Here is a 26,550-nt window from a genome sequence, read left to right as displayed (position 1 = left end):
CTCCTTTTCCTTAGACGGCAATTTTGGTCAAACGCTTGTGCAACCAACGACCAAACCAACGTGCCCCACCATTAAACAGAAGAACTGCGATCACCAGAATGGCCGCCGCTCCATCCGCAATTTCTCGCGCATCTGCAACGAGACCCTCCGCATTAATTTTCCAGATGTGTACAGCTAATGACTCTGCTGGACGAAATACATTCCATGGAGAAGATGGGCTGCTTAGATCCAAATTATGAAATTGAATATCAGGAGAGGTCATACCCGCTGTAAACAGTAGTGCTGCCGCTTCCCCAAATACGCGACCTGAAGCAAGTACAAATCCCGTAACCAAGCCGGGCAACGCAGCAGGCAATAGAACCGAAACGATTGTTTTCCATTTCGTTACACCTAATGCATAGCTAGCTTCCTTCTGATCCTGCGGGACAGAACGCAGGGCATCCTCTGTAATCCGAACAAGTAACGGCAGATTAAATACAGTCAGAGCCAACGCCCCAGAGATCAATGAATATCCCCAGCCTGTCATGCTTACAAACAGTAACAGCCCAAACATACCTACAACGATCGACGGTAGCGAAGACAGCACCTCAATAGACATGCGAATCATTTGCACCCACTTGCGGTCTGGCGCATATTCTGCCAGATAAATTCCTGCACCAAGCCCAATAGGAACAGCGAAGCACATCGTTAAGACCAATAAATATAGCGAGTTAAATAGCTGAGGACCAATTCCTCCACCTGCGTTTAGCATGTCTGGCGGGGAAGTGATAAAGTACCAATTTAATTTTGCTGCCCCCTTGCTGATCACAAAACCCAAAAGACCGAGCAACATAGCAATTAAGAGAACAGCAATTCCAGTTAATAAGAAGGTGGCGAGCTTATCCTTTTGCTTGTTAGTCATTATTTGGCCCCCTTCTTTCTACCGATTAAGCGAACCACTAGGATAAATAATAGGGACATAGCCAACAAAACCAAGCACATGGACCAAAGCGCATTATGATAAGGAGTACCTGGGATCGTATTTCCCATATTTAATGTGATACCACTTGTCAGTGTAATCGACGGATCGAATAAACCTCCAGGTAGCTTCAACGTATTTCCAATAACCATTTGAACAGCTAGCGCCTCACCGAAGGCCCGAGCCATACCAAGAACAACACCTGTCAGACAGCCAGACCGTGCCGTATATAGCACAACATGGCGAATTGTTTGCCAGCGAGTGGCACCTAATGCAAGCGAGGCATTGCGTAATTCCTGTGGCACAGTTGCGATTGCATCAGCGGCAACACTGGTCACAGTCGGCAGGATCATAACTGCTAGAACAATTCCCCCTGCAAGTAAGCTAAATCCTAAAATATCAAATTGACTGCGAAGAAACGGAACAAGCAAGGTAAGACCTACATAGCCGTACACCACCGATGGTATTCCAACTAACAGCTCCATAACTGGCTTCAATACTTTTTGGCCAAATCTTGGCGCAATCTCTGTCATATACACAGCCGCTCCTATGCCTAGTGGGGCTGCAATTAATGTTGCAATCAGGGTAACCCCAAAGGAACCTAGTATAAAAGCTACTGCCCCAAATTGGCCGGGCTCTGCTTCTGGGTCCCATTTTGTACCGGTAAAAAATTGCGACACGCTAACCCCGTCCACCATAAAGGTAGCGAGGCCGCGTGAAGCAATAAAATAGAGGATGGAGAGCGTTAGAAGGCCTAACAATCCCGCACAGACAGCTGTAATTAGCTTCCCTGCTTTTTCTTCCCATGCATGTTTTTTATTGATATGGAACCGGTCGGAAAGTTTTTTGGCAGTAGCGGGGTTTCTCATTTGCCCCGCTCTTACTGTTGTTCCCTGCTGTAACAGTGTTGTTCTTTGTTCAGCGCTCACTAAACGCTCCCCCTTTATTTCGTTCACCTTTTTTTGAGCTACACGTTTCTCTATTTTTGTGTACTCTCACCCTTCGCTGTTCTTTCCACCTTCATGGCGGATGCTGGGATATATTTCAGCTCTTGTACGATTCCTGTTTGTACTTCGTCACTTGTCATGAAATCCAAGAAATCTTTTTGCGCGCCTGTTGGCTCACCTTTTGTATACATGTGCTGATAAGCCCACACTTTATATTTATTTGTTACGATGTTTTCTGTCGTTGCTTCTACACCATCTAGTTTTACTGCTTTTACAGTATCATTGAGATAGGAAGTGCCAAGGTAACCGATTGCTCCTGGAGTTTCTGCGATAATTTTGCGAACCGTGCCGGAAGAATCCTCCGTGATTCCTTCAGCCTCCTCTGCACCATCCAGAGCGTATTGCACGAATGTAGCACGAGTACCAGAGTTCTTCGGACGGTTGACCAATGTAATCTTTTGGTCTGCTCCACCGACTTCCTTCCAGTTGGTTACTTTACCTGTGAAAATATCAATTACTTGTTGCTTTGTTAGATTATCTACACCTGCCTTAGGATGAATCACGGCTGCCATACCTACTACAGCAATTTTGTGATCTACTAATTGGTCAGCAGGAATGCCTTTCTTTTCTTCTGCAAAAATATCAGAGTTTCCAATAGTAGCTGCACCATTGGCCACCTGGCTTAAACCGGTGCCACTCCCTCCACCTTGCACTTGAATTTGCACTTGCTGATTTTTCTCCATAAATTTCTTAGCTGCCTGCTCTACTAACGGTTGCATGGCTGTGGACCCTACAGCTGTAATAGAACCGCTGCTGGCTGTATTCGTATCTGGTTTCGTTTCGGTTGTAGCTGGTGCTGGTGTAGCCGGTGCTGTCACATTAGAAGTGCCTCCTGCTCCACAGCCAGTTAACAATAACCCTACAGATAGCATACTTGCCATAAAAATGGATGAAATCTTTTTCAAAGGAAATCCCCCTCGTCACCTTCAAATCATTTGATTTCTTATACACTCTCATCCTACATCCCGAGCTTAAAGCTAGAATGAACGTAACGTAAAAGGAGTGTTAAGGATTGTTAAGGTTTCATGTAGGTGAGTTTAAAGAAGCGGATTTTTGGGTAAGAAAAAAAGCTGCCATATCTCATGGCAGCCTTCTCAACTATTTATCTAGTTATTTTCACGAAATGGAAATAGTAAACCTACCTCAACCGTTATAGAACCGCTTACTCTTTAACTAGTTTTTTCATTTCACGTAAAATCTTTTCTTTGTCCATATCATCCGCCATACCGTATATCTGACGAATATTTTGATTTTTATCTAAAAGGAATGTTTTCATAGTATGTACATAGAGGCCATCCTTTTGCTTCTCTGCACCAATCCAAAAATCATTTAATATTGGCTTCATAATATCATCTGGACCACGTAGGAATTGCCAGCCGCTAGGATCGGCTTGAACTGCTTTCGCATATTTCTGTAAAGCTTCAGGAGTATCGTTTTCATAATCAAAAGTGACAGAAATGAATTCTATGTCTTTTCCATACATCCCAGTTTCTTTTAATTCATTCTGTAAATCCACCATATGCTGTGTGGTTAGCGGACAGACATCGGGACAACGCAAAAAAATGAATGAGATGAGACGGACTTTACCATTGGAATCGGAAAGCTTGACATTCTGCCCGTCCATCCGCTCCAGTGTAAAATCTTGAACTTTCTTAATAATTGGCATATCAGCCGTTGAAAAATAGCTTTTGTACAAAACACTGCCTACAGCAATCAGAATAATAATGACTCCAAAGATGGGCAACCACTTTCGATAGAGACTCCCTGCTGTTACATCCTCCATTTTTATCCCCCTACTCTTTTATCTCGTAGTTGTATAGAAACGTGTGTACTTGGCCTTGATCATCTTTCCACTCCAGCATGCTCTGCCATTCACCAGGCATCATAATATGCGGGCCGGATTCTTGCCAGTTTGCTTCCTTTTGCTTCTTTAGCTCCTTTTCACTTTTACCATGCGTATCCATGTTAGGCATTTCAAAATGCAACACAGCTCCTTGCCCTGCAGTTGTCTGTGCTTTGTCATTGGTAATCGTGACTGTATACGTATTAACTCCAGCTATTCCCGGCTTTATTTCCAGCTTCGCCTGATAACCATCTTGGGTGGCTTGTAATTCGATGGTCCCTTCCTTCTTATCACTGCCACCACAACCGGTTACGACGAGTAACAGAAACATTGCTCCTAGCCAGCCCAACCATTTTATCTGTTGTTTCGGCATGTTACTCCCCCACTTTACTTTAGCGAGCAATCTCTCCTGGCCAAGCGAGCATGCCGCCCTCCATATTGACTGCTTCAATTCCATTATGCTTTAAAAACTCGCAAGCATGGTAGCTTCTTGCTCCACTGCGGCATACCATGATGATTTCTTTGGAAGTATCAAATCGGTCCAGAGATGCTGGAACATCATTTAAGGGAATTAGGATCGCTTCTTCAATGTGACCTGCCACCCACTCTTCTGGCTCTCGCACATCAATAATTTGAATAGCAGCCTCCTCCTTTAATTTCGTCAACACCTCTTCAGGTGTAACTTCCCTTACGAAATTATTCATTAATAATATCCTCCTCATTTTACGATAATTCAAATATATCATATGTCTCCTACAGAAAAAAAAGAGAAGCAGCCCCAAACTGCTGGAGTACTTCTCTTGTCAAAAATTGTTAACAAATTACTAGTTTTTCTTATCACCTTTGACGTATTTAGCATCAAATAAGAAGAGCCTCATCAACAAAATGAGCGAAGGAACTAATAAACATAGCCCGGCTATGAACCCAACGACTAGCGCCTTCCCCATCTCTGGACTGTTAATACTATCGTTAATTGTGATGTAGGGATACAACAAGTAAGGTAAATGCGCTTTGCCATATCCAAAGAAAGCAAAGAAAAATTGTAGCATGACCGCAATAAACGCCCATCCATACGCACGTCGTTTATACAATAAAAAGGTCGCTATCAGAAACGAAACAAAAGAAACAACGAAAAACCATCCGTTTTCCACCATTTTGGCATAATGCTCTGGATTATGCATTTGAATGGTCCAAAACACAAGCAAGCTGGCAATAATAGTTGGAAGGGACCAGATCATTGCATAGGAGTGTAACATCTTGGTCGCATCCTTATCTCCTGCTTTATTAGCATAAAAGGTCAAAAAGGTTGCGCTAATAAATAATACGCTGACTAAAGCAAGAAATATAACCGCATAAGTATAAGGAGTTGCCAGCATTTTGCCCATTAATAGATGAATTTTCCTGCCCTCTTCTACAATAAATCCACCCTCCGATGCTACCAGAACGGTAGATAAAGCAGCAGGAAGCAACAGACCCGTAATTCCATAAATTCCATAATAAACGGTACTATCCCTAGCCCCGTAATGCGCAAAAGCATAGAAAGAACCGCGTAAAGACAACAGCACTAAAGCTAAACTACCGGGAATTAGCAACGCTGTGCCGTAATAGTAAGCCGTGTCCGGGAAGAATCCGACAATCCCTACAATAAAGAAGATCAGAAACACATTTGTAACTTCCCAGACAGGGGACAGATAGCGCTGAATAATTCCGTTTACGATGTGGTCCTTCTTGCGGCGTCTAGAATAGTAAGCAAAGAATCCCGCTCCAAAGTCAATGGAAGCAACGATCAGATAACCATACAGGAAAATCCACAGAATGGTGATCCCAAGCAATGCAAGCGTCATGTATTTCTACCTCCCCGTCTTATTTTTCCAGTTCCAATTCGACTGGTTTATCTTTAAACATCCGTTTAAGAACAAGGGCGCACACCGTTCCCAGGAAGGCGTACAGCAGGCAGAAAAGAATCAGCATTTCTCCAACATTATTTGCCGTTGTCGCTGCATGCATCGTTCGTAAATAACCATTTAATATCCAAGGTTGTCTACCAATCTCCGCAAACATCCAGCCAAATTCAATTGCTAAAAATCCAAGTGGAGCCCCAAGAGCAGAAGCCCACAGAATCCATTTAGGGGGCATCCGCTTCCTTACCTTGACAATTAAGAAGTAAAGCACTGGAACCAATGCCATATATCCGCCTATAGCTGCCATGCTGTCAAACAAATAATGAATAAACAGTGGAGGCCATTCATCGCGAGGAATGTCATTTAACCCTACTACTACGCCATTTGGAGAGTTCGTTGCTAAAATGCTAAGAGCATAGGGCACCTTAATCGCATATTTAACCTCTTGCTTTTCTTTATCCAAAATACCACCAAAAACAAATTCGGCCTTGTCAGTGGTTTCAAAATGCCACTCCGCTGCTGCTAGCTTCACAGGCTGATACTCTGCTAGGAACTTACCAGCAATATCTCCCCACACAGCCGTTCCCATCGAAAAGATAAACGCAAGCGTCAGCGACAGGTTAAGTGCCTTTTTGTGATAGGAATGTGTTTTCCCCTTCAAAATGCTTAGGGCAGCGATTGCAGCCATCACATACGCACTAGTGGCATACGAAGCAAAAACCATATGCCCCACTTTTGAAGGAGTAGCCGGATTAAACATCGCTACCATCGGTTGAATATCACGTAAAACTCCATCTACGAGGGTAAAGCCCTGTGGCGTATTCATAAAAGCATTCACTGTCATAATAAAGAAAGCAGAACCTGTGGAACCAATTATCACTGGGATAGAGATCAACCAGTGAAGATACGGATTTTTAAATCGGTCCCATGTATAAATATAAATGCCTAAGAAAATTGCTTCAAAGAAGAACATAAACGTTTCTAAAAACAGCGGTAACGCTATTACTTCTCCCGCCAATTTCATAAATGACGGCCACAAGAGACTTAATTGTAGACCAATACAGGTTCCTGTCACGACCCCAACTGCTACTGTCACAGTAAAACCTCGTGTCCAACGCCGTGCCATTAATAGATAAGCTTTGTCTTTTTTTCGAATCCCAATAAACTCGGCAATAGAGATAACCAAAGGAATACCGACACCCATTGAAGCAAAAATAATATGAAACCCCAATGTCACGGATGTTAGTATTCGAGCCAGCATAGTGCTATCCAGTTCCAATCATACTCCCCCCTCATACCATAAATCGTTCGCTTTCAGTGTGAATTTTATCACACATATTCAACTTTTATGTTAAAAACTATCGTTATGTTGTGAACAATGCAGGGCGAATTTTTGTCGAATTTGTAGCTAGTATTTATTTGTGAATAAATTATGTCTAGCACTAGTGTTCTTTTCTAAAAATCAATAAATAATGCTTGATTTCCGTCGATTGCCCATATCCTATTTATAAAAAAATAGGGTCCTGCAAGCGGGATTTTTAACAAGTGAACATCTATTGTGTCAGGGTAAGGAAAGGACTAGCCCTCCTTAGTATAGCTACCTTTCGCTACGAATATGTTTCAAGAAAACAAAAATCCAGCCTACGTCTCAGGCTGGATTTTGTCATATTCTTTTAGACTTCTAAAGGCTTAGCTACTCGATAAAAAGGGAACAGCGATAAGGAAACATATCCCTTAATGTCTGTAATAGGGATTTGGCCAATACTAGGATCGCGGCTATCCATACTTTCACCCAATGTTCGATTATCTCCTAATACAAACATGTGATCCTGAAGAATTGTTAGGGGAGCCATATCGTCTGATACACCTTGCGTATATAGTTCTGGGAGCGGACTATTATTTACATAGACGACTCCTTTTTCAATTTTCACCGTATCACCAGGCAAGCCAATGATTCTTTTGATGATTTCATATCCCTTCGCTTCCTCGTGAATAACTACAACATCACCAAAGGCTGGCTTTGTAAAATGGGTAGGGACTTTATTTAACAGTACAATACTTCCATCCTGCATGGTAGGGTCCATTGAATGGCCAACCACCCTTGTTAGACCAATACTATTTATCATCAGAAAGTAACAGACTGCTAATATCAGGAAAAAACGTAGCCAACTGAAAAGCTCAGCTTGGAATGATTTTTTAGGTTGGTTAGGTGCGGCATCTTTTTCTTTTGTTTTTAGTTTTATCATTTCCATCCTTAACACCTTTTTCCTATAAAGTTGTGGTTTCCTCATTTTGAATAGATCATGGTGTCGGGAGTGATTCCTTTTCTGCGTTTGCTGGGTCTGGAATATCTGCTGGGCGTTCCTGGCTCTCTATTGGATCAGGCCTCTCTACAGATGAGATTGGCTTCTCGTCTGTTACAGAAACTTGGGGCATTTCCTGATGCTGTTCAGGTGCTGGCTCCGGTTGTTGCGGCTCGCTTGGCTTTGGTGCTGGCTCCGGTTGTTGTGGCTCGCTTGGTTTTGGAGCTGGCTCCGGCTGTTGCGGCTCGCTTGGCTTTGGTGCTGGCTCCGGCTGTTGTGGCTCGCTTGGTTTTGGAGCTGGCTCCGGCTGTTGCGGCTCGCTTGGCTTTGGTGCTGGCTCCGGCTGTTGTGGCTCGCTTGGTTTTGGAGCTGGCTCCGGCTGTTGCGGCTCACTCGGGTTTGGCTTTGGCGCCGGCTGTTGCGGCTCACCCGAGTTTGGCTCTGGTTGTGGCTTGCTCGGATTTGGTGCTGGCGGCACTTCTGGCGTTGGAACCGGCGCTCCTCCCTGTACAGGCGGTTGCGATGGAGTCGGTTTTGTTGGAACAAACTCCAAGGAAGGGGCCTCATAGCTGTCAGCCAAGTCCCTCATTGCCTGCTGCGCACTACTTAAAATAGCATCCATTTTTCTTTCTACTTGCCGTCTATCCTTTTCGTTTGAGATATCTAAGTTATCGATGAGGTCACCTGCATAATCTGCTAAAGATGTAAGACGTTTCGCTTTCTCTTCCAAAGTGAATTGCTTTAAATCTTCAGCCGATTCTAGAAGTTTTCTTTGGATTTCTGCCTTCAAGCGCTCCTTTTGTACTTGTGTCTCCGTTTTTAGGGCGTCCGTTACCGATTGCTTGGCTACCTCGGTACTTTGTGCATACCACCCTTGTAATAATTGCGTAACATCCACATCAGCATAGGCAACACCCATCGTTAGACCAAAACACATGCTTAAAGAAACAAATCCAAGGAAAATTCGTTTTCGTTCTTTATTACGCCGTTGCTTCTCCTTTTTTGATCTACTTAACACATCTTTCCCCCCTTAATGGGCATTGTCAGAGCTCACACAGAAGCTCTGACAATGTATGATAATAATCTTTATTTAAATTGATCTGCTACTAGTTGATCTAAGCTATTCTTTGCTTCCTTTTCAGCCTTAGCACCTGTATCTTTGATCGAATCCTTCGCTTGTTTCTCCAATAATTTAGCTGATTCGTCAACTACTTTTTGGATTTCAGCGACTTTTTCGTCGATAAAGCGTTTTGTTTCCTCTTTAGAGCTAGCTTCTTTCTCACGAATCAAACCATTAATTGTCTTTTTAGCATCGTTAATCGCACTAGTTAGCTCTTGTTTTGCTTTGTCTTGCGCACTGGTAACATTCGTTTTTACTTCTTGTCTTCCTAGTTCTCCAGCTTGGTTCACTTTATTCGTAAGATCGACTATCGAATTGACTTTTGTTTGATTGGCTGCTTTAGTAATTTCCTGCTTTAATCCTTCTACCTTCTGGTTGTATTGGTTCTGCATATTGCCCTTGATTTCATTCGTTTTGCCTCTCAAAGCATTCAAATAATCGTTTTTAGCTGCCGTTACTGCTGCAACAGCACGATTTGCTTCTTCACTACCTGCTTGCTTCACACGATCAGCAACCTGATTCTTTATTTTATTAAGTTCAGCTTCAGTAGCTGCCTTTTTTTCCGTTCCATACTTAAGCGCTTCAGCCGTAATAGACGCCGATGAAGCAGCAAATTGTTTATCATACCAATTTTTTAGCTGCCCGCCTACATCAACCGCCGCAAATGCAGTACCTAAGCTACCAATCAGACCAACTGCCAACACACTAATCACGATTTTACTTTTTACTTTTTTCAACCTCTTCATCTCCTGTCTTTTTTTTAAAGGGAATGTACGGAAACAATGCCCTTCTATTTGTCAAACACCTGTTGTTTTGAAGTAAATTTATGAAGGAATTCAATTGTTTCTTTATTTAGTTCTTCATTGATGTTTTCATTGGATTTTTGGACAAATTGTCTGAAGTCCTTGGGCAATTCCCGCTGCTCTAATATGTTTTGCTTATGATTCAGCCGTGTTTTCTGACGATCTACGTACTCATCAATTGCTTTTTCTCCTGTTTTGGATATCTGAATCATTTCTTGATCTAGTAAGAAAAGGGTTTTATCAGTTGTGACACTAGCTTCTTTCTTTACTTTGTTGTCACTATTCTTTTTATAAGAGTCAGTAGTTGCTTCAATAGTGTCACCCGATTCCATCATCTTCTGGTGGTACCAGATGCTTAACTGATTTTTTACATCAATCCCGGCAAAGCTTAAACTCACAGCTACGGAGGAGGCCAATACAAAGAGGATGGATATAATCTTGATTCCTTTTCCTTTTAACATGACGGTACTTCCTCCATTCAAAATATAGAGACAAAAAGGGATCAGGAGGATCGGCATTCAGGCTAAACAAAAATCCACTCGTTCAAAGCGTCAGCCTTCCTCGCTTTACTTTTCTTGCTCTTATTGTAAGAAAAGCCCAGAATCTTTTCTTCCACTGTGAGAGGTACTTTAAGCAGATAATCAGGATGATCTTTGTCTACACCTTACGGATGAGGAAAAGCTCATACTATGTGAATTTTTACACTTGTTTGCAAAACAAAAAAAGACCGGGCTACAAGGTCCCGGGGTTGTTTACATATCGGTTTCTACATTCGTATGGCTTGAAAAAATAGAGGAATAATACCCATGAGCTGCTCCATCTAGCTCTTGACCTTCTACTGCTTGTCGTAATGCATCAATGATATCAGCCCGAAACGATTGATCTTTTAATAATTGTAGCTCTTTAAGCGCTTCTTCCGGACTAAAGGCATTTCGGTAAGGTCTTGGTTCTATCATAGCCAAATACGTTTCAACAGCCCCAACAACCTGAGAAAGGAAAGGAATTTCGTCACCCTTCCATTGCTTGGGATAACCGCTGCCATCATACCTCTCGTGATGATAGCGCATCGTTTCGATGATTTGTTGATACTGTGGTAGACCGTCAAGTAGCTCCTTGGCTATCATGCAATGCTTCTGTACCATTTCATACTCATACGCGGTCAGCTTTTCTTTCTTCTCAAATAAATAGTCAGGCCATTTTATTTTACTGACAAAGTGTATGAGCGACAGGCACTGTAACTCCCAGTCCTGTACATCAACAGGCTTCTTCAGCAGAGAAATCGTTTTTTTCAACAGGTAACGCATCTGCTCAATTTGTCTGCTGGATGTTTGGGATTTCCGCTCTACTGTCGGCACAAAAGCGTATAGCATCCGATATAAAGTTGCTAAATGCTGTCGCTCCTGCTCCTCTCTCATTCTATTCTCCTGCAAGTCAAATAAACGCATCCACAATAGAGAAAGGACATACCCAACAATCGCAAATACGATTACGGATAAAATGGTAGGAACCGCATTTTCTATTCGACCCATATAGGCTTGCCAAGAAAGGGAAATGATTACGACTACACTATAGACGATACTTCCCGTATGCATGACCTTTCTTTGTCTCGTCATGCTGAGTAATAAAGGGTAGGCCAGAACTAAGCAACCCATTTTTATAGTGGAAAGAGGCGGAGTGAGCAATACAAACAAAAATAAAAATAATATACAAAACGAAACCATCCAGTCTGAATATGTATAAGACTGTTCATATATGCAATACAAAAGATAAACACCCCAGCATACACAGAGGTAAAATAACCAGCTAAGAAAAGAGGGAATCCAGATATCCTTCTGCTCAAAACTATGTGCCAATAGGGTGAAGGTTAAAAACAACGAAGCTAGATAAACCGCATATCGCATCATCTGTTTAGCCAGCTTCTCTTGTTCAAACTTCATTTTGTGAAACTCCTCTCCTATTCCTACCTTTATCCAACCAACTTTTTATTTCATTTTGACTAGTCCCTGCTTTAATGCGTACAACACCGCCTGAGACCGATTTGGTTGTCCCATTTTTCGTAGGATACTGCTTACATGAGTTTTTACAGTCGCCTCGGATATGTATAGTTTCTCAGCGATCTCATGATTACTCAAATTATCAACAATAAGCTCAAATATCTCTCTTTCCCGTTCTGTTAATTGAAGCTGTGTCGTTTGTGTAGACTTTTTCCGTTCTAATTTAGGCTGAAAGCAGGAATACCCCATCAAAATCATGTCGATGGTATGCAAAATCTGTTCAGGCATCGTATCTTTCATGATATAACCATCAATTCCGCCATCAAGAGCTTGAAAGATATCCTCACTATCATCGAAGGCGGTCAAAATTAAAATCTTAATAGCTGGAAGCTGTTCTTTCAAAAGCTTCCCACTTCTGATCACGTTTTGCCCCGGCATTTTAAGGTCTGAAATAATCAAGTCCGGTTTTACCTCCAATGCTTTACCGTACAATTCATCCCCATCAGCCGCTTCCCCTATTAGTTCGAATTTACCTGCCATCTGTAGAATCATCTTGACTCCTTCACGAACAATCCTATGATCGTCAGCAAGAAGCACCTTTATTTTCTCCAATACTAATTCCTCCTCTAGGGATAAACGCCGTGATTTCCGTACCTTGTAGCTCCGCGGACCGAATTGTAATCGTACCACCTACGCGTTTCATACGTTCTCGCATATTTGAGATTCCAAATGATCCGTTTGAAGCTTTTACGCTATCCGTAGAAAACCCAATTCCATTGTCCTTTATCTGTAGCGTCCATTGTACAGAGGTGGCTTCTAAATATATTTCCACTTGATCTGCTTTAGAATGTTTTAGCATGTTGTACAATGCTTCTTCTACTACACGATAAATCGCTTCTTCTACCGCTAAGCTCTCCTCCAGCACAATTCCTTTGGTCACATAATCGAGCTTGACCCCTGTACCTTTTAAGATACGTTCGCTCATGTCACGAATTGCATCTAAGAGAGGCTCCGCTTCTCGATTAAATCGTAAATGCTGGATGTACCCGCGTACTTTTAGATGACATTCCTTCATCTGTTCTTCCATCCGATCAATGGTGACCGACATTTCCTGATTCATCACAGGAGAAAGCATTTGTTTTACATAATATAGCTGGGCAGATAGAAAAAATAATTGTTGTGCTAAGCTATCGTGCATATCCTCCGCCATTTGCCTGCGAGTCTCTGCGTCCGTACGGAATACCAATTCTTCGGTTTCCTTAATATGGTGTAAATGGCTGGATGTCACGATTGCAAAGCTATGTAAAAAAAGCAGATTAACCATGGACAAAAATTCTGCACTCTGTCCAATAATTAGAATAGCCCCTTGTTGTTTTCTTTTTTGACCTAATGGAAAATACAGCACATCCTCTGGCTGGCCCGTGAAGTTACGTACCGCAATCGTTTTATGCTGTTTCAATTCCTGCCAATTGCTTTCCAATAAGGCAAGCTGATAAAACTCTCTTTGCCAGTCCCTTTGTCCTCTTACTTGATTAAACCAGAAAACAAACACTCTTTTCTTAGGAAAGAGCCGCTGTAAAAAACGTTCGCCTACACGGCATAAGTCAGTGGACTCTTTATTTTTACGTAGCAGCTTAATATAGGACATAAACGCCAACCAGTGCTTAAAGTAAGCTTTACATTTTTTACGAACAATGTGAATGAATCCACACAAAATCGTAGTAGTAACGAAATGCGTACCTAAAAGTCCCTCTGCACGTAAATGAGAAATATCGGTGCTAGGTAGTCCCCCATAGAGTACAAAGAGAATGGCGCTTCCAAAGCCTAGAAAAAGGATACCTAGCATATAGCGTAAAGATAAGCGCAAGCTCAATAGTACTAAAGACGTATAAGTAAACCACAAATCAGAAATTCCCCACATTTGCTGAAAGACTTCCCAATATAAAAGAAAGAAAAACTCAGCTGTTACTAACACTTGCCTGACAAGTATGATGCGATACAGTGTTACTATACTTAGTACCGTTTGTAGCACGAGCAATACATACACCGGGATAGATAAGTAAATATCTGTCGTATCTGTGGTAGCATATAACATAATGAGCAGAACCCAACGAAACAATACGATGATCCACTCCACATTTTTAAACAGCAGATTAACGCCCATAAAAACTCCATTATTTTAATTTTTAGGTAAATTATAACAATTATATCTAGATAAAAATAGATATTTTTGTGACAGAAGACTTACAGATCCCCCATAGCCAAGTAGATATTATTCGTAAACTCCCTATCATAATGAATACCACATGGAAAAGCACTACATTATGCCTTAGCTTATTTTATCAGCACTTGTTTACTTAATAGACTAGAAAATAAATTCAAATTACACTTCTGGTATCTTTTACATTTTTGCTACATTTCATCTACTTATCATTTGCCTTATCCAATCAGAAGGAAATAAAAAAGAAAAAAGCTTTTCTCCTCAATAGGTATAATGCCCTATTTGCTGGAAAGCTTTTTTCTCGTTAGTTCAATTCCTTATTCGTATCACTTACATGTAGAATTTTCTCAGGAACTTTACATATTTCCCGTTTGTAGGACAAACGATTACGATTTCGGCATATTCCCTGTATATTCTGATTCCGGACGGATAATTCGATTACGTCCTGCTTGATCTAAAATGTGTGCACACCAGCCGACTGTGCGACTAACAGCAAAGGTAGGTGTAAACAACTCTTCGTTCAAACCAACTGCTCTCATAACCGCAGCAGCAAAAAACTCTACATTGGTATGCAGTTTACGTTTTGGCTTATACTCGGCCAATAAGTTTGTTCCTACTTGTTCCACATGGGTAGCTAAATCAAACCATGGGTCATCTTCCGCCAATTCTGCCGCTACCACACGCAGTGCTGTAGCACGTGGATCAATGGTTTTATATACACGGTGTCCAAAGCCCATTAAGCGTTGACCGCTCTCTAACCGTGCCCGAATCCAGCCCTCTGCCTGATCTTTACTGCCAATCGCATTAATCATCTCTGTAACTTCAGATGGAGCTGCTCCATGTAAGGGACCTTTCAAAGCGCCTATGGCTGCTGTCAGTGCAGAATAAATATCCGATTGAGTGGAAGTTACTACCCGTCCAGCAAAAGTAGAAGCGTTCATCCCATGCTCCTGAGTCAATACTAAATACGCATCCAATGCTCTGACATGCGCGTTACTAGCTACTACACCCTTTAACATATACAGGTAGTTTGCCGTGTGACTTAGCTCCATCCGAGGCTCTAGCGGTTCCCTGCCAGTTTTTCGAGCTTCCCGATAGGCAATGATAGTCGGCATTTTAGCTGTAATAGCAATAGATTGCTCTAAAGTTGGAGGCCAGCTTTGCTCAGCACCCCCCAAAGCAGAGACCGCTGTCCGTAAAACTGTCATCATGTCTCGATCATGGGGAATCGCATCTATGACTTCTTTTACCTCTTTAGGTAAAGCTCTTTGCTGAGCTAATGCAGTCTGGAAACCGGATAATTGTTCTTCTGTAGGCAATGCGCCAAACCATAGCAAGTAAGCGACTTCTTCAAATGTATGAGAAATGGCTAGATCTTGAGCCCAATGCCCCCGATAAACCAATAATCCGTTTTGCCCGTCGACTAGACTTAAATCAGTTTCTGCAACAACTATTCCTTCAAGCCCAATCGCCAACATTTTTTCCATCCACTTCCACTCCTTTCTTTTCATTACAGTATACCAATATATTCTGAAAAGTAGAAATAGATAGTAAATGATTGATTGATTACAAAACGTAATTAATGTCCGCTCATTCAAACGGTTATATGCGCTTCATTTTATATCGAATTGACGCATTAGTAATTAGGGACTTTTTTGGATTTTTTTTCTAAACATGATGCCTGTATGAAGCTTGTACCTGTATGGCAAACTAATCAGAATTACTTCTATTCCCTACAATTCGCTTTCCTAATAATTAGAAAGGAAGATTCCAATATGCCAGCAAAAGAAAAACAAGCTCCTCTTCGCTACATTGCCTACATCTTTATTGGTATCACGCTTTTTCTGGGTGCTTTGTGGGGGCTTCTAATGGTTCTTGATATTTTTAATCGTTAACCCAGCTTTCCTAAAGCTTAGGTCACTTTTGGTAAAGGAGCATATAATGTCGCTAGAATATCAACGAATCGTTGCCCCGATGTGATCAAATTATTGTTTGGTAAAATAACATAGGAGGCTACTTTAGGTAGCTCCAAGCCTGGGGTTGGCAATTCCATAAAGCGATTCTCAAATAATTCACGTAAAATGGCGGAACGTGGTAAGAAAGAAATCCCCAGCCCTTCTTCGATAAAGCGTTTGGTCACATCCACATGCGTCACCCCCATCGTGCGAATAGCAAATCCACGTTGTCTAAGCGATGTTAAGAGAGGCTCCCAATAAACGGGGTGATTATGCGTTAACAACCTCTTGGTAATTAACTCCTGCTCCCAATCAGGTAAGGGGGCATCCATGTCTCCACCGTAATGCGGTACAGCAAATACGATCGGATCTGTCTGCATCAAATAAGCAGAAAGTTGGCCTTCGCTAGGAATCATTCGAGATAATCCCAAATGAGCCTGTCCACTTTGGACCAAGAGACCAATATCAATGGAGTCCGCTACTTTAATGGTTATATCTACCTCGGGATGTTCTTTGGTATAACGATGAATAAGCGAAGGGAGCGAGGTGCGAGCAATGATCGGAGAGACTGCGATACGCAAGATTTCCTTGTATCCCTGCTTCCACGTCACCATCTCTTCAACACCGGTGTGCCATTGAGATAAAATCAATTTTGCATGCGACAAGAAGCGCTTTCCGGCTGCTGTTAACCTCACCCGTTTGCCTACTCGTTCAAATAAAGCAACATCCAACTCTTTCTCTAACTGACGTATATGCTGCGTCACGGTAGGTTGAGCGATATATAGCGTCTCTGCCGTCTGATGAAAGTTCTCACAGGATGCCGCTACTTCGAACGTTTGCAGAAGCTTTATATCCATATGACTCACCTCAAAGCTTTTATTTTACATGCATCTGGCCTTGTAATCGGTTAAAGCTTTGTTGTGCCTCTTGCAATAAAGCATGCATGATATCTGCTGCGGCTTCTTCTTTTTGAAGCATACCTACCCCTTGACCAGCCCATAACGATAGATAGTCAGCATCCAAGGCTTTTCCCGCTGCTTGGCGAATTTCCTTCGTTAACTCATTCTGAACTGGATACGCCAGCGATCCTATCTGACTTTTAGCAAAATCTCTCATAAATTGATTCACAATTCCACGCGCTGGTCTGCCCGAAAAAGCTCTGGTAACAGCGGTATCTGTCTCTTTTGCATGAATTAATCGTTCCTTATAGGCCTTGTTAGCTGTACTCTCTGCGCATCCTAGAAATCGAGTACCCAGTTGCACAGCTTCAGCACCGAGCGCTAAAGCTGCCACTATGCTTTGGCCATTCATAATTCCCCCTGCCGCAATGATAGGCACCTCCCGAATAGCAGCAGAAAGCTGAGCCACTAATGGTAACGTACCAATACATTCTCCCGGCCCATCTTCTCCTGCATCAAACGTACCCCGGTGACCACCAGCCTCACCGCCTTGTGCTACGATTGCATCTACATGCTGACCTACTAATCGTTCGGCCTCTGCTTGTGTGGTCGCCATGCCTACGACCTTCATCCCTGCTGCCTTTGCACTTTCTCCATATTTACCTGGCAACCCCATCGCACAACTAAATACAGCCGGCTTCTCCTCTAAAATGACCGTAAAGCAATCGGTAATCTCGTCATGCAGGGTTGGCCAGTCGCCTTTCCATGGGGGAAGATTGAATCGTTCCCTCTGTTGGTTGAGCCATTGTCTAAAGGCAGGTGTTACCTCTTGCTGTTCTGGTTGTTCAAATAAGAGTAGGTTTACAGCAAAGGGACGGTTGGTTAAAGACCTCACTTCACGGATTCTCTCTCGTAGAGCTTGAGGCGTAACATATGCTCCAGCAATAGTTCCCAAGCCTCCTGACTCTGATACTGCCGCCACCAGTTCCGCTGAATTTATATTGCCGGCCATTGCCGCAAGAATAATTGGGTTTTCAACTCCAAAGATATCGCAAAACCTAGTTTGGAACTGCATAGACATAAGCTTCTCCTCCCGTGTATACTATTCTGTCTTTTCAGATCATTCTCGTTACGTCTGGCTATTTCCTTCTTCTGTATACTCTAACATCGATATTCTCCTAAACAAGTCGGTTGCTTCTAAAATAATGGACACCATACCAGACTCTGTAATCGTTTCATGCCATTCCCCCGATTCCCAATAGACAGCATCTCCACTTTGTACATAAACATAGTCACTTGTATCTGTACGTACCCATCCATCGCCACTGAGCACCAATAGTAATTGAGGCAATGTAGCCTGATGATAACCAATTTTCCCCTGCGGAGATAAATAAGCACAATTCATATAGGTATCTGCTGGCAGCTTCCCAATTCGTGACATAATCAGATGCAGGCTATCGTAATGAGTGACATTTTTCCCATACGTTAGAGCAAACGAAAATCTCTTCATCCTACTCTCCCCTTTGTACGTAATGAATGCTGATTATCAAACAAAAAGCCAGTTGCTAAGGTGGCAACCAGCTTCCATGTTTATTCAATCCTGATATTTTTCATTTCCTCTTCCATCTTGCTGTTGCACAATGGGCAACGTGGATCCTCAACGATCACAAATTCCTTTCGCGACCAACAGTTACAAGCTGTACACTGCCATACAAGGGTATCCTCATAGACGTGTTCCTTCACCGTACGTTTTGAACGATATGCCATTGTGTCCCCCCATCTTTTCACAAGATTCTTTACTACTTTATGCTGCAAAAGTTACATGTAGAACTTTTCCACCTTTTCTTTGTGTTAAATCCACTGATGACCCGACCGCTTAAGACAGGTCCGCATCAGTTGGCTGCTCTTTGGCTCGATGCAGAAGTGTCCTTACCGCCGATGACTTTTTACGTTTTCTTTTTCCCTTTTTTTTGCCTAAACTAATAAAAGCTAAAATAAGTAAACAAAGTGTGAGTAATTGACTAGTATGCATCACATCTTTCCCAAATAGTTCTCCAATTCCAAGAAGATGCACCAGAATGGCTAACAAAATGACGATTTTACTGATTTGAATGGAGCTCATGTAATCTTCTCCTTTCAATGTACGGACAGGGACAATTCAGCCAATTACATGCAGAAAAAACCAGCCTTTCTTTCGCTGGTTTTTTATAACGATTACACATGTATCTGGAAACATTGCTCTATATTGTCGCCGGCATTGTCCACCGTGAACTAGTACTCTTTTCACCCTCTCTTATATAGTAGTAATTCGATAAAAGCTTCCTAACTCCTGTCTTCGAGTTCAATTCCTTTATCAGCAAACCTCCTATTATTCTGCCTTCTCATCTGAGAGGAGGAAACCTCGATGCTTGTAGGTTGTACTCTACTCTATTGAACTGCTAATCCTCAGAGGATAGTCCATGACGCAGTGCATAGGAGGCTAGCTGTACTCGATTTTCTAAATAAAGCTTTTCCAATAGGTTTTTCATATGATTTTTGACTGTATGCTCTGTGATCATGAGACGCTGAGCAATTTGTTTATTCGTCTCTCCCTTTGATACATATTTTAAAATTTCAGTTTCTCTTGGAGTTAGCACGCTCGGACTAGGTTCATCAATGACTGGACCCGACCGAAATTTGAAGAAGAGCTTGCTTGCCAATTCACGTGAAATATCACTATTATCTTCTAGCAACGCCCGTAAATATGCCAACCAATCATGTGGATTCATATTTTTTAGTAAATAGCCCTGTGCCCCAAATTGCACAGCCGTAAATAGATCAGCTACATCATCAGATACGCTCAAAATAACGACTTTTATATGGGGATAGGCCTGTTTAATTCGTCTTGTTGCCTCCAAGCCATCGCATACCGGCATGCTAATATCCATTAATACAACATCTGGCTGTAGCTCGCTACAGAGACGTACACCCTCTTCTCCTTGTTCAGCCTCCCCTACAATTTCAAAGGAAGAATCCTCTGCTAGCATACTTTTTATCGCTGTTCGAGCCAATAAATGGTCATCTACCACTAATACCCTGTATTTCTGCACCTTCCGCTCTCTCCTTTAAATGACTCTATCAAGATTTCTGTCCCGCCATGCGTTCCTGATCGCATCTCAAAGCTGGCTCCTAATTTCCAGCTTCTCTCTCGCATCATGGTCTGACCATATCTCTCACGTTTTAATGTTTCTGTATCGAAGCCCATTCCATTGTCTTTAATCAGTAGATACCAGCCTGTCCCCTGAAACTGCCATTGAATCTCTGCATGGCTCGCATCTGCATGTTTGCGAATATTAGTGAATGATTCCTGTATAATGCTAAATAAATGGACTTGTTCCGCTGGTTTAAAATATTGATCCATTCCATCAAGCTCCTGTTTCACCTCGATCCCTGTGATCAGGCTCCATTCGTGTAGCCACTTTCTCAAGCGATCCGTTAATAATACCCCCTCTTCTGGATGAGAACGGAGATTAAAAATGGCTTGTCTTAGCTGGTTATCAATTTCAGAGATCGTTGCCTTTGCTTCTTCAATCTTTTCTTGATTTAGTTTTACGTTTAAAAAGAAAATCGCTTGTGCAATATTATCATGTAGCTCCTGGGCTAAGCGTTCTCGTTCCTCATACACTGCATGCTTGGCTTTTTCCTTTGCTAATTTCTCACTCATTCTTTTGATTTTTCCAAAAACCCAGGTGGCAAATATAAATGAAAGAACCAAAGTCATAATCGTAATGATGACATTTCCTTCATCCATCGTAAAATAAGGCAGCAAAAACTCGTGTCGCGCATATTCAAAGCCGCCTATCATAATGGTAGGTAACATAATGCTCGTTAATTTTAGCCATCGATAATTCAAGCGTATCCTCCTGACTGACCTGTAATTTACAATCATAACCAATAATCATGCCCTACTCTATTATAGAGGAAGCGCTTTATTAGCATGTAGGGTCGATTTTTTGAATAAAGCAAATACTATCCACAATTACATGCCGTTTTTATCGCCAAAAGAAAAAAAGTCCTATGCAGTAGTTTGCAATAGAACTTTTCACTGAGTCTCTTATGAAGTACAGCTTATGGTGATCTCACATTCGAAAGTGGCCAATACACGAAATCGGCTCTGCCAACAACCTGTGTAATCGGTACAGGACCAATCATTCTGCTATCCTTACTATTTTGTCGATTGTCTCCCATGACAAACATATAACCGGCCTCAACCGTTACTGGCGGAAAATCCTCCGTTACCTTTTTACCTTCTGCATGAGCTTTCTTTTTTTGCTCCTCTAAATAAGGTTCTTCTACAGGTTTTCCATTAATAAATAGCTGATCGTTACGCATTTCTACCCGATCGCCCGCTATTGCGATTACACGTTTGATGTAGTCTTCCTTTTGGTTCGCATGGAATACAACAATCTCTCCTCGTTGTGGTTCATGCAAGCGGTATACCGCCTTATTTACAACGACCTTCTCATTATTTTGCAAAGTGCTTTGCATGGATTCTCCATACACAACATAGGGTGCTCCCAGCCACGTGTACAAAGCAAATGTGACAATAAAAACTGTTATGATGGAAGTAAGCCACTCCTTAATTGCTCTACCCCATCCGGAGCGAGGTTCTGTCTGATTCATAAAGAATTAACAGCCTCCTTTTGGTTAGTCTTATTATAAAGGACGTACTTCCTAAAAAAAGGTTTCAAAACGTTATAAAAAGATAGTGCTTTTGCCCTCTTTTGACGTATATGGTTCGGGGGACGGGGGATGGAATTTGTGAGCGGAACTCATTCACGAGATTCAGCTAAAATGGGCTGTTCGTGAACTTCTAGTAGTGGATGAGGGTTTCAATAAGCCAGATGTAACATGAATTTTTTTATTCTAGCCTTATATGCTCTAACTATTCTCAAAGAAAAGTCCTATCTTCTATTTCGATAAAAAACTATAACTGCATTGTCTTATACAGTCGTTCTAACGATATTTATGTATCCTGATTAGATGAAGGAAATAGACCTTAAAATAAGCCACCTTGCAATTTTGCTTGGTGGCTCACCATTGAATATGTGGCATTGCTAAAGTTTACATGAAGAGGTTTTGCGTCTCTTGTCTGGTTGCATAACTGGCGGGCAAGTTCCACCCCTGGTCGTTTACATCTAGTATAAAGAAGCTTTCCACGTATCAATCAGGAATCCTAGGATGATTGTTCAGCTTTACAACTCATAAAAACGATCGTCGTTCATTTCAGTTTATCTTACGAGGATGTATATAATTCTGAACCTTAGTATTATGTTTAAGTTAGTTTGATAATAGTAAGTGTAGCGTTTGTATTGTTATGAAGCTGTGCTGGCGTATTATTTGCATTCACGAGTTGTACAGTAGTCGGAGCAGTAGTAACATTTATAATTATACTTGCAGCAATTGGACCTCCCCCATCTCCAGCGAGAGGTGTTGGCGTTTGATTAACCCCACCTATTTTCAAGTCAAATAAAGCATTCCCCTGATTATGAATGACAAGATCAAACAGGTAAATACCTGGTTGTAAAATTAAAATTGTATCAGATGGAGGAGAAAAGACAAACGCTCCACCAACATTGCTACTTAGGTTTGTAAAAGTGATTGGAGAAAAGGCAGCTACCGTATCGGTTCCTGTTCCAGTGAAACTTCTAAATACACTAATAAAACTATTCAAACCTGGTCCCGTGGTTCCTGTCGCTCCTGTCGCTCCCGTTGCTCCTGGTGCTCCTGTTCCTCCCGTTGCTCCTGGTGCTCCTGGTGCTCCTGTTCCTCCCGTTGCTCCTGGTGCTCCTGGTGTTCCTGGTGCTCCCGTTGCTCCTGGTGCTCCTGTTCCTCCCGTTGCTCCTGGTGCTCCTGGTGCTCCTGGTGCTCCTGTTCCTCCCGTTGCTCCTGGTGCTCCTGGTGTTCCTGGTGCTCCCGTTGCTCCTGTTCCTCCTGTCGCTCCCGTTGCTCCTGTTCCTCCCGTTGCTCCTGGTGCTCCTGGTGCTCCTGGTGTTCCTGGTGCTCCCGTTGCTCCTGGTGCTCCTGGTGCTCCTGGTGCTCCTGGTGTTCCTGGTGCTCCCGTTGCTCCTGGTGCTCCTGGTGCTCCTGGTGTTCCTGGTGTTCCTGGTGCTCCCGTTGCTCCCGTTGTTCCTGTTGCCCCCGTGACTCCTGTCGCTCCCGTTGAACCTGTTGGACCTGTTATCCCTGTAATTGGGCAACGAGTAGTAAAGTCTGAGCAAGAAGAAAATGAGGAGGAAGAAGTTGAGGAAGAAGTTGAGGAGGACGTTGAGGAGGAAGACCGTTTTCTACGTGCAAGGAACTTGTTATTACTAATTGGATCCCGTTTCATAAAGTCAAGCAAATCAGGCTCATTAATTTTATTTAATATCCCTTGTAAATCATCGTGATTGTCGTTAAACAAAAAAACACACCTCCCTATATGTCATATACCATAATATGTAGGAATTGGTGAATTCGTTATTCCTCATTTCAAATGATTGGTTAAAAAATTTGGAGATGAACTTTAATTATTTCTGAAAGAGCTAAAAATGAATTGCCCTTAAAAAATAGAGGCTGACGGTACAGGCCATGAAAAATATACTTCCAAGAGTTTTGTTTTACAAGATTTATGAAGCACCAATTCATTTGTCAAAGTCTTGCTCTGTTTTAGATTTTGGTATAAAAAAACGCCCCTCTCAAACGAGACAGGCGTTCTCACGTGTTCTACTTATGAAAAAGATACCCAATAACAGGGTTTAATATTTATTCACATAAAGATATAATTTTTTTGCATCCAACCATGCCAGTAAACCCTATACGTGAATCATAACAGCTCGACTCACTTTATTGAAAAAATTTCCGTCCCACTTCTGGCAACAATTAAGATGATACGCTAAGTATCTCGAAAAATAAAAAAAGCCTTGCTTCACAAGACTTTTTGCTATGGAGCGGGTGATGGGAATCGAACCCACGCGACCAGCTTGGAAGGCTGGAGTTCTACCATTGAACTACACCCGCGTAATGGCGTGCCCTGAGAGATTCGAACTCCCGACCTTTTGATTCGTAGTCAAACGCTCTATCCAGCTGAGCTAAGGGCACATAATATATGGAGCGGACGACGGGTCTCGAACCCGCGACCTTCGCCTTGGCAAGGCGACGCTCTACCAATTGAGCTACGTCCGCACATGTTTTGTATGATTTGCTTAAAGCTTTTGTTACCTATATACCACTTTAATCTCAACCTAGTTCGTCTCTCAAACCAATAATGACCGCTAAATAAAAAAAGTGGTGAGCCATGAAGGACTCGAACCTTCGACCCTCTGATTAAAAGTCAGATGCTCTACCAACTGAGCTAATGGCTCATATAATGGCTGGGGTATCAGGATTTGAACCTGAGAATGACGGAGTCAAAGTCCGTTGCCTTACCGCTTGGCTATACCCCAATAAAAATGGTGCCGGCGATAGGACTTGAACCCACAACCCCCTGATTACAAGTCAGGTGCTCTACCAATTGAGCTACACCGGCATTTTTAATATAACCAACAGCCTATTCAATTAAAAATGGCGGAGCTGACGGGACTCGAACCCGCGACCTCCGGTGTGACAGACCGGCGTGAACTCCAACTTCACCACAGCTCCATACTTTGGTTGCGGGGACAGGATTTGAACCTGCGACCTTCGGGTTATGAGCCCGACGAGCTACCGAGCTGCTCCACCCCGCGATAATGGGAAAATAAAAATGGTGGAGGATGACGGGATCGAACCGCCGACCCTCTGCTTGTAAGGCAGATGCTCTCCCAGCTGAGCTAATCCTCCAAATAAATGGTGACCCGTAGGGGATTCGAACCCCTGTATGACAGCGTGAAAGGCTGCTGTGTTAAACCGCTTCACCAACGGGCCTTGTAATTGTAATGGTAGCGGCGGAGGGAGTCGAACCCCCGACCTTTCGGGTATGAACCGAGCGCTCTAGCCAGCTGAGCTACACCGCCATATTGTTCTTTCAAAACTAGATAATGAAGTCAGCATAAAGGCAATGTGGATAAGTCCTCGACCGATTAGTATTCGTCAGCTCCATGCATTACTGCACTTCCACACCGAACCTATCAACCTCATCGTCTATAAGGGGTCTTACTAGCTTGCGCTATGGGAAGTCTCATCTTGAAGGGGGCTTCACGCTTAGATGCTTTCAGCGCTTATCCCGTCCGCACATAGCTACCCAGCTGTGCCACTGGCGTGACAACTGGTGCACCAGAGGTGCGTCCATCCCGGTCCTCTCGTACTAAGGACAGCTCTCCTCAAACTTCCTACGCCCGCGACAGATAGGGACCGAACTGTCTCACGACGTTCTGAACCCAGCTCGCGTACCGCTTTAATGGGCGAACAGCCCAACCCTTGGGACCTACTTCAGCCCCAGGATGCGATGAGCCGACATCGAGGTGCCAAACCTCCCCGTCGATGTGGACTCTTGGGGGAGATAAGCCTGTTATCCCCAGGGTAGCTTTTATCCGTTGAGCGATGGCCCTTCCATGCGGAACCACCGGATCACTAAGCCCGACTTTCGTCCCTGCTCGACTTGTAGGTCTCGCAGTCAAGCTCCCTTGTGCCTTTACACTCTACGAATGATTTCCGACCATTCTGAGGGAACCTTTGGGCGCCTCCGTTACTCTTTAGGAGGCGACCGCCCCAGTCAAACTGCCCACCTGGCATGGTCCTTCCACCCGATAAGGGCGGCAAGTTAGAAACTCCGTACATCAAGGGTGGTATCCCAACGACAGCTCCACGAAGGCTGGCGCCCTCGCTTCACAGCTTCCCACCTATTCTGTACATGATGCACAAAGTTTCAATACCAGGCTACAGTAAAGCTCCATGGGGTCTTTCCGTCTTGTCGCGGGTAACCTGCATCTTCACAGGTATTATGATTTCACCGGGTCTCTTGCCGAGACAGCGCCCAAGTCGTTACGCCTTTCGTGCGGGTCGGAACTTACCCGACAAGGAATTTCGCTACCTTAGGACCGTTATAGTTACGGCCGCCGTTTACTGGGGCTTCGGTTCAAAGCTTCGCTTGCGCTAACCCATCCCCTTAACCTTCCAGCACCGGGCAGGCGTCAGCCCCTATACTTCGCCTTGCGGCTTCGCAGAGACCTGTGTTTTTGCTAAACAGTCGCTTGGGCCTTTTCACTGCGGCCTCCTCGGGCTATAAACCCTACCGAGGCGCCCCTTCTCCCGAAGTTACGGGGCCATTTTGCCGAGTTCCTTAGCAAGAGTTATCCCGCGCACCTTAGGATTCTCTCCTCGCCTACCTGTGTCGGTTTGCGGTACGGGCACCTTGTTCCTCGCTAGACGCTTTTCTTGGCAGTGTGAAATCAGGGACTTCGGTACTTATATTTCCCTCGCCATCACAGCTTGTGCTTATTGGTGTGCGGATTTGCCTACACACCACACTTACTGCTTAGACGGCCATCCAATAGGCCGCTCACCCTATCCTCCTGCGTCACGCCATTGCTCAAGCGGAACAGAGGTGGTACT

The 26,550-nt window shown here is 43.2% G+C and carries 25 protein-coding genes, 11 tRNA genes and 1 rRNA gene (1 of these 37 cut by a window edge); all 37 read right to left on the bottom strand.

Features of this window, described 5'->3' with window-relative positions:
* Positions 1-10 precede the first annotated feature (10 nt).
* The gene (gene pstA, locus GOP56_RS17970; protein ID WP_163246201.1) at positions 11-901 is read right to left on the bottom strand and encodes a phosphate ABC transporter permease PstA; all 891 of its coding nucleotides are present in this window, start codon (positions 899-901) and stop codon (positions 11-13) included.
* Complete coding sequence (gene pstC / locus GOP56_RS17965) at positions 901-1,827, bottom strand: phosphate ABC transporter permease subunit PstC (protein WP_051876135.1); 927 nt, start codon at positions 1,825-1,827, stop codon at positions 901-903. Before pstC ends, pstA begins: the two co-directional genes overlap by 1 nt.
* Positions 1,828-1,937: 110 nt before the next feature.
* The gene (locus GOP56_RS17960; RefSeq protein ID WP_163246200.1) at positions 1,938-2,870 is read right to left on the bottom strand and encodes a phosphate ABC transporter substrate-binding protein; all 933 of its coding nucleotides are present in this window, start codon (positions 2,868-2,870) and stop codon (positions 1,938-1,940) included.
* A 257-nt stretch (positions 2,871-3,127) separates the two neighbouring features.
* Positions 3,128-3,748 (bottom strand): SCO family protein, encoded by a 621-nt coding sequence (locus GOP56_RS17955; protein WP_003333568.1) that lies wholly within the window; start codon positions 3,746-3,748, stop codon positions 3,128-3,130.
* Between the two features lie 10 nt (positions 3,749-3,758).
* Positions 3,759-4,181, bottom strand: a complete 423-nt coding sequence (locus tag GOP56_RS17950; protein ID WP_003344855.1) for a hypothetical protein — start codon at positions 4,179-4,181, stop codon at positions 3,759-3,761.
* A gap of 19 nt (positions 4,182-4,200) precedes the next feature.
* The gene (locus GOP56_RS17945; protein WP_003333570.1) at positions 4,201-4,512 is read right to left on the bottom strand and encodes a rhodanese-like domain-containing protein; all 312 of its coding nucleotides are present in this window, start codon (positions 4,510-4,512) and stop codon (positions 4,201-4,203) included.
* Positions 4,513-4,632: 120 nt separating this feature from the next.
* Positions 4,633-5,652, bottom strand: coding sequence for a cytochrome d ubiquinol oxidase subunit II (locus tag GOP56_RS17940; protein ID WP_163246199.1), 1,020 nt, complete (start codon positions 5,650-5,652; stop codon positions 4,633-4,635).
* A 19-nt stretch (positions 5,653-5,671) separates the two neighbouring features.
* On the bottom strand, positions 5,672-6,988 hold the full coding sequence (locus GOP56_RS17935; RefSeq protein ID WP_163246198.1) for a cytochrome ubiquinol oxidase subunit I: 1,317 nt from the start codon (positions 6,986-6,988) through the stop codon (positions 5,672-5,674).
* 394 nt (positions 6,989-7,382) lie between these two features.
* Entirely contained in the window at positions 7,383-7,961 is a 579-nt protein-coding gene (lepB, locus tag GOP56_RS17930; RefSeq protein ID WP_003333574.1) for a signal peptidase I, read from the bottom strand.
* A 49-nt stretch (positions 7,962-8,010) separates the two neighbouring features.
* Complete coding sequence (locus GOP56_RS17925; RefSeq protein WP_163246197.1) at positions 8,011-9,030, bottom strand: hypothetical protein; 1,020 nt, start codon at positions 9,028-9,030, stop codon at positions 8,011-8,013.
* A gap of 68 nt (positions 9,031-9,098) precedes the next feature.
* Positions 9,099-9,878 carry a hypothetical protein gene (locus tag GOP56_RS17920; RefSeq protein ID WP_254068450.1) on the bottom strand — a complete coding sequence of 260 codons (780 nt, stop codon included), beginning with the start codon at positions 9,876-9,878 and terminating at the stop codon, positions 9,099-9,101.
* A gap of 44 nt (positions 9,879-9,922) precedes the next feature.
* Positions 9,923-10,396: a hypothetical protein gene (locus GOP56_RS17915; RefSeq protein ID WP_163246195.1), complete on the bottom strand. Its 474-nt coding sequence runs from the start codon at positions 10,394-10,396 to the stop codon at positions 9,923-9,925.
* Positions 10,397-10,687: 291 nt separating this feature from the next.
* Entirely contained in the window at positions 10,688-11,872 is a 1,185-nt protein-coding gene (locus GOP56_RS17910) for an HD-GYP domain-containing protein (RefSeq protein ID WP_163246194.1), read from the bottom strand.
* 45 nt (positions 11,873-11,917) lie between these two features.
* Complete coding sequence (locus GOP56_RS17905) at positions 11,918-12,541, bottom strand: response regulator (protein ID WP_041751910.1); 624 nt, start codon at positions 12,539-12,541, stop codon at positions 11,918-11,920.
* Positions 12,513-14,093: a sensor histidine kinase gene (locus GOP56_RS17900; RefSeq protein WP_121473315.1), complete on the bottom strand. Its 1,581-nt coding sequence runs from the start codon at positions 14,091-14,093 to the stop codon at positions 12,513-12,515. The genes GOP56_RS17905 and GOP56_RS17900 overlap by 29 nt, the downstream gene beginning before the upstream one ends.
* Positions 14,094-14,536: 443 nt before the next feature.
* Positions 14,537-15,637, bottom strand: a complete 1,101-nt coding sequence (locus GOP56_RS17895) for a citrate synthase/methylcitrate synthase (protein WP_003344875.1) — start codon at positions 15,635-15,637, stop codon at positions 14,537-14,539.
* Between the two features lie 425 nt (positions 15,638-16,062).
* On the bottom strand, positions 16,063-16,962 hold the full coding sequence (locus GOP56_RS17890) for a LysR family transcriptional regulator (protein ID WP_003333585.1): 900 nt from the start codon (positions 16,960-16,962) through the stop codon (positions 16,063-16,065).
* Positions 16,963-16,981: 19 nt separating this feature from the next.
* Positions 16,982-18,085 carry an NAD(P)H-dependent flavin oxidoreductase gene (locus GOP56_RS17885; protein ID WP_163246193.1) on the bottom strand — a complete coding sequence of 368 codons (1,104 nt, stop codon included), beginning with the start codon at positions 18,083-18,085 and terminating at the stop codon, positions 16,982-16,984.
* Positions 18,086-18,133: 48 nt separating this feature from the next.
* The gene (locus GOP56_RS17880) at positions 18,134-18,514 is read right to left on the bottom strand and encodes a cupin domain-containing protein (protein ID WP_003344880.1); all 381 of its coding nucleotides are present in this window, start codon (positions 18,512-18,514) and stop codon (positions 18,134-18,136) included.
* Between the two features lie 80 nt (positions 18,515-18,594).
* The gene (locus GOP56_RS17875; protein ID WP_003333588.1) at positions 18,595-18,771 is read right to left on the bottom strand and encodes a cold-inducible protein YdjO-related protein; all 177 of its coding nucleotides are present in this window, start codon (positions 18,769-18,771) and stop codon (positions 18,595-18,597) included.
* A 109-nt stretch (positions 18,772-18,880) separates the two neighbouring features.
* Positions 18,881-19,126 (bottom strand): hypothetical protein, encoded by a 246-nt coding sequence (locus tag GOP56_RS17870; protein WP_003344882.1) that lies wholly within the window; start codon positions 19,124-19,126, stop codon positions 18,881-18,883.
* Positions 19,127-19,442: 316 nt separating this feature from the next.
* Entirely contained in the window at positions 19,443-20,093 is a 651-nt protein-coding gene (locus tag GOP56_RS17865; RefSeq protein ID WP_003333590.1) for a response regulator, read from the bottom strand.
* Positions 20,072-20,896 carry a sensor histidine kinase gene (locus GOP56_RS17860; protein ID WP_163246192.1) on the bottom strand — a complete coding sequence of 275 codons (825 nt, stop codon included), beginning with the start codon at positions 20,894-20,896 and terminating at the stop codon, positions 20,072-20,074. The genes GOP56_RS17865 and GOP56_RS17860 overlap by 22 nt, the downstream gene beginning before the upstream one ends.
* Positions 20,897-21,111: 215 nt before the next feature.
* On the bottom strand, positions 21,112-21,666 hold the full coding sequence (gene lepB / locus GOP56_RS17855; RefSeq protein ID WP_121473312.1) for a signal peptidase I: 555 nt from the start codon (positions 21,664-21,666) through the stop codon (positions 21,112-21,114).
* Positions 21,667-22,318: 652 nt separating this feature from the next.
* Positions 22,319-23,446 carry a hypothetical protein gene (locus GOP56_RS17850; protein WP_163246191.1) on the bottom strand — a complete coding sequence of 376 codons (1,128 nt, stop codon included), beginning with the start codon at positions 23,444-23,446 and terminating at the stop codon, positions 22,319-22,321.
* A gap of 522 nt (positions 23,447-23,968) precedes the next feature.
* Positions 23,969-24,042: transfer RNA gene (locus GOP56_RS17845), tRNA-Gly, on the bottom strand.
* 4 nt (positions 24,043-24,046) lie between these two features.
* Positions 24,047-24,123: transfer RNA gene (locus tag GOP56_RS17840), tRNA-Arg, on the bottom strand.
* A gap of 8 nt (positions 24,124-24,131) precedes the next feature.
* Positions 24,132-24,207, bottom strand: a tRNA-Gly gene (locus GOP56_RS17835).
* 103 nt (positions 24,208-24,310) lie between these two features.
* A tRNA-Lys gene (locus GOP56_RS17830) sits at positions 24,311-24,386 on the bottom strand.
* A gap of 6 nt (positions 24,387-24,392) precedes the next feature.
* A tRNA-Gln gene (locus GOP56_RS17825) sits at positions 24,393-24,467 on the bottom strand.
* A gap of 7 nt (positions 24,468-24,474) precedes the next feature.
* Positions 24,475-24,550 (bottom strand) — tRNA-Thr (locus GOP56_RS17820).
* A gap of 36 nt (positions 24,551-24,586) precedes the next feature.
* Positions 24,587-24,663: transfer RNA gene (locus GOP56_RS17815), tRNA-Asp, on the bottom strand.
* Positions 24,664-24,669: 6 nt separating this feature from the next.
* Positions 24,670-24,746: transfer RNA gene (locus GOP56_RS17810), tRNA-Met, on the bottom strand.
* Positions 24,747-24,764: 18 nt separating this feature from the next.
* A tRNA-Val gene (locus tag GOP56_RS17805) sits at positions 24,765-24,840 on the bottom strand.
* A 7-nt stretch (positions 24,841-24,847) separates the two neighbouring features.
* Positions 24,848-24,924 (bottom strand) — tRNA-Glu (locus GOP56_RS17800).
* A gap of 12 nt (positions 24,925-24,936) precedes the next feature.
* Positions 24,937-25,013 (bottom strand) — tRNA-Met (locus GOP56_RS17795).
* Between the two features lie 46 nt (positions 25,014-25,059).
* Positions 25,060-26,550, bottom strand: a 23S ribosomal RNA gene (locus GOP56_RS17790); it runs 1,439 nt beyond the window's last position.

Origin of the sequence: Brevibacillus sp. 7WMA2 (genome assembly GCF_010748895.1) — a bacterium.
Taxonomy (GTDB): Bacteria; Bacillota; Bacilli; order Brevibacillales; family Brevibacillaceae; genus Brevibacillus_B; species Brevibacillus_B halotolerans.
Note: the sequence above shows the minus strand (reverse complement) of the source record. Positions and strands in the feature narration are given on the sequence as shown.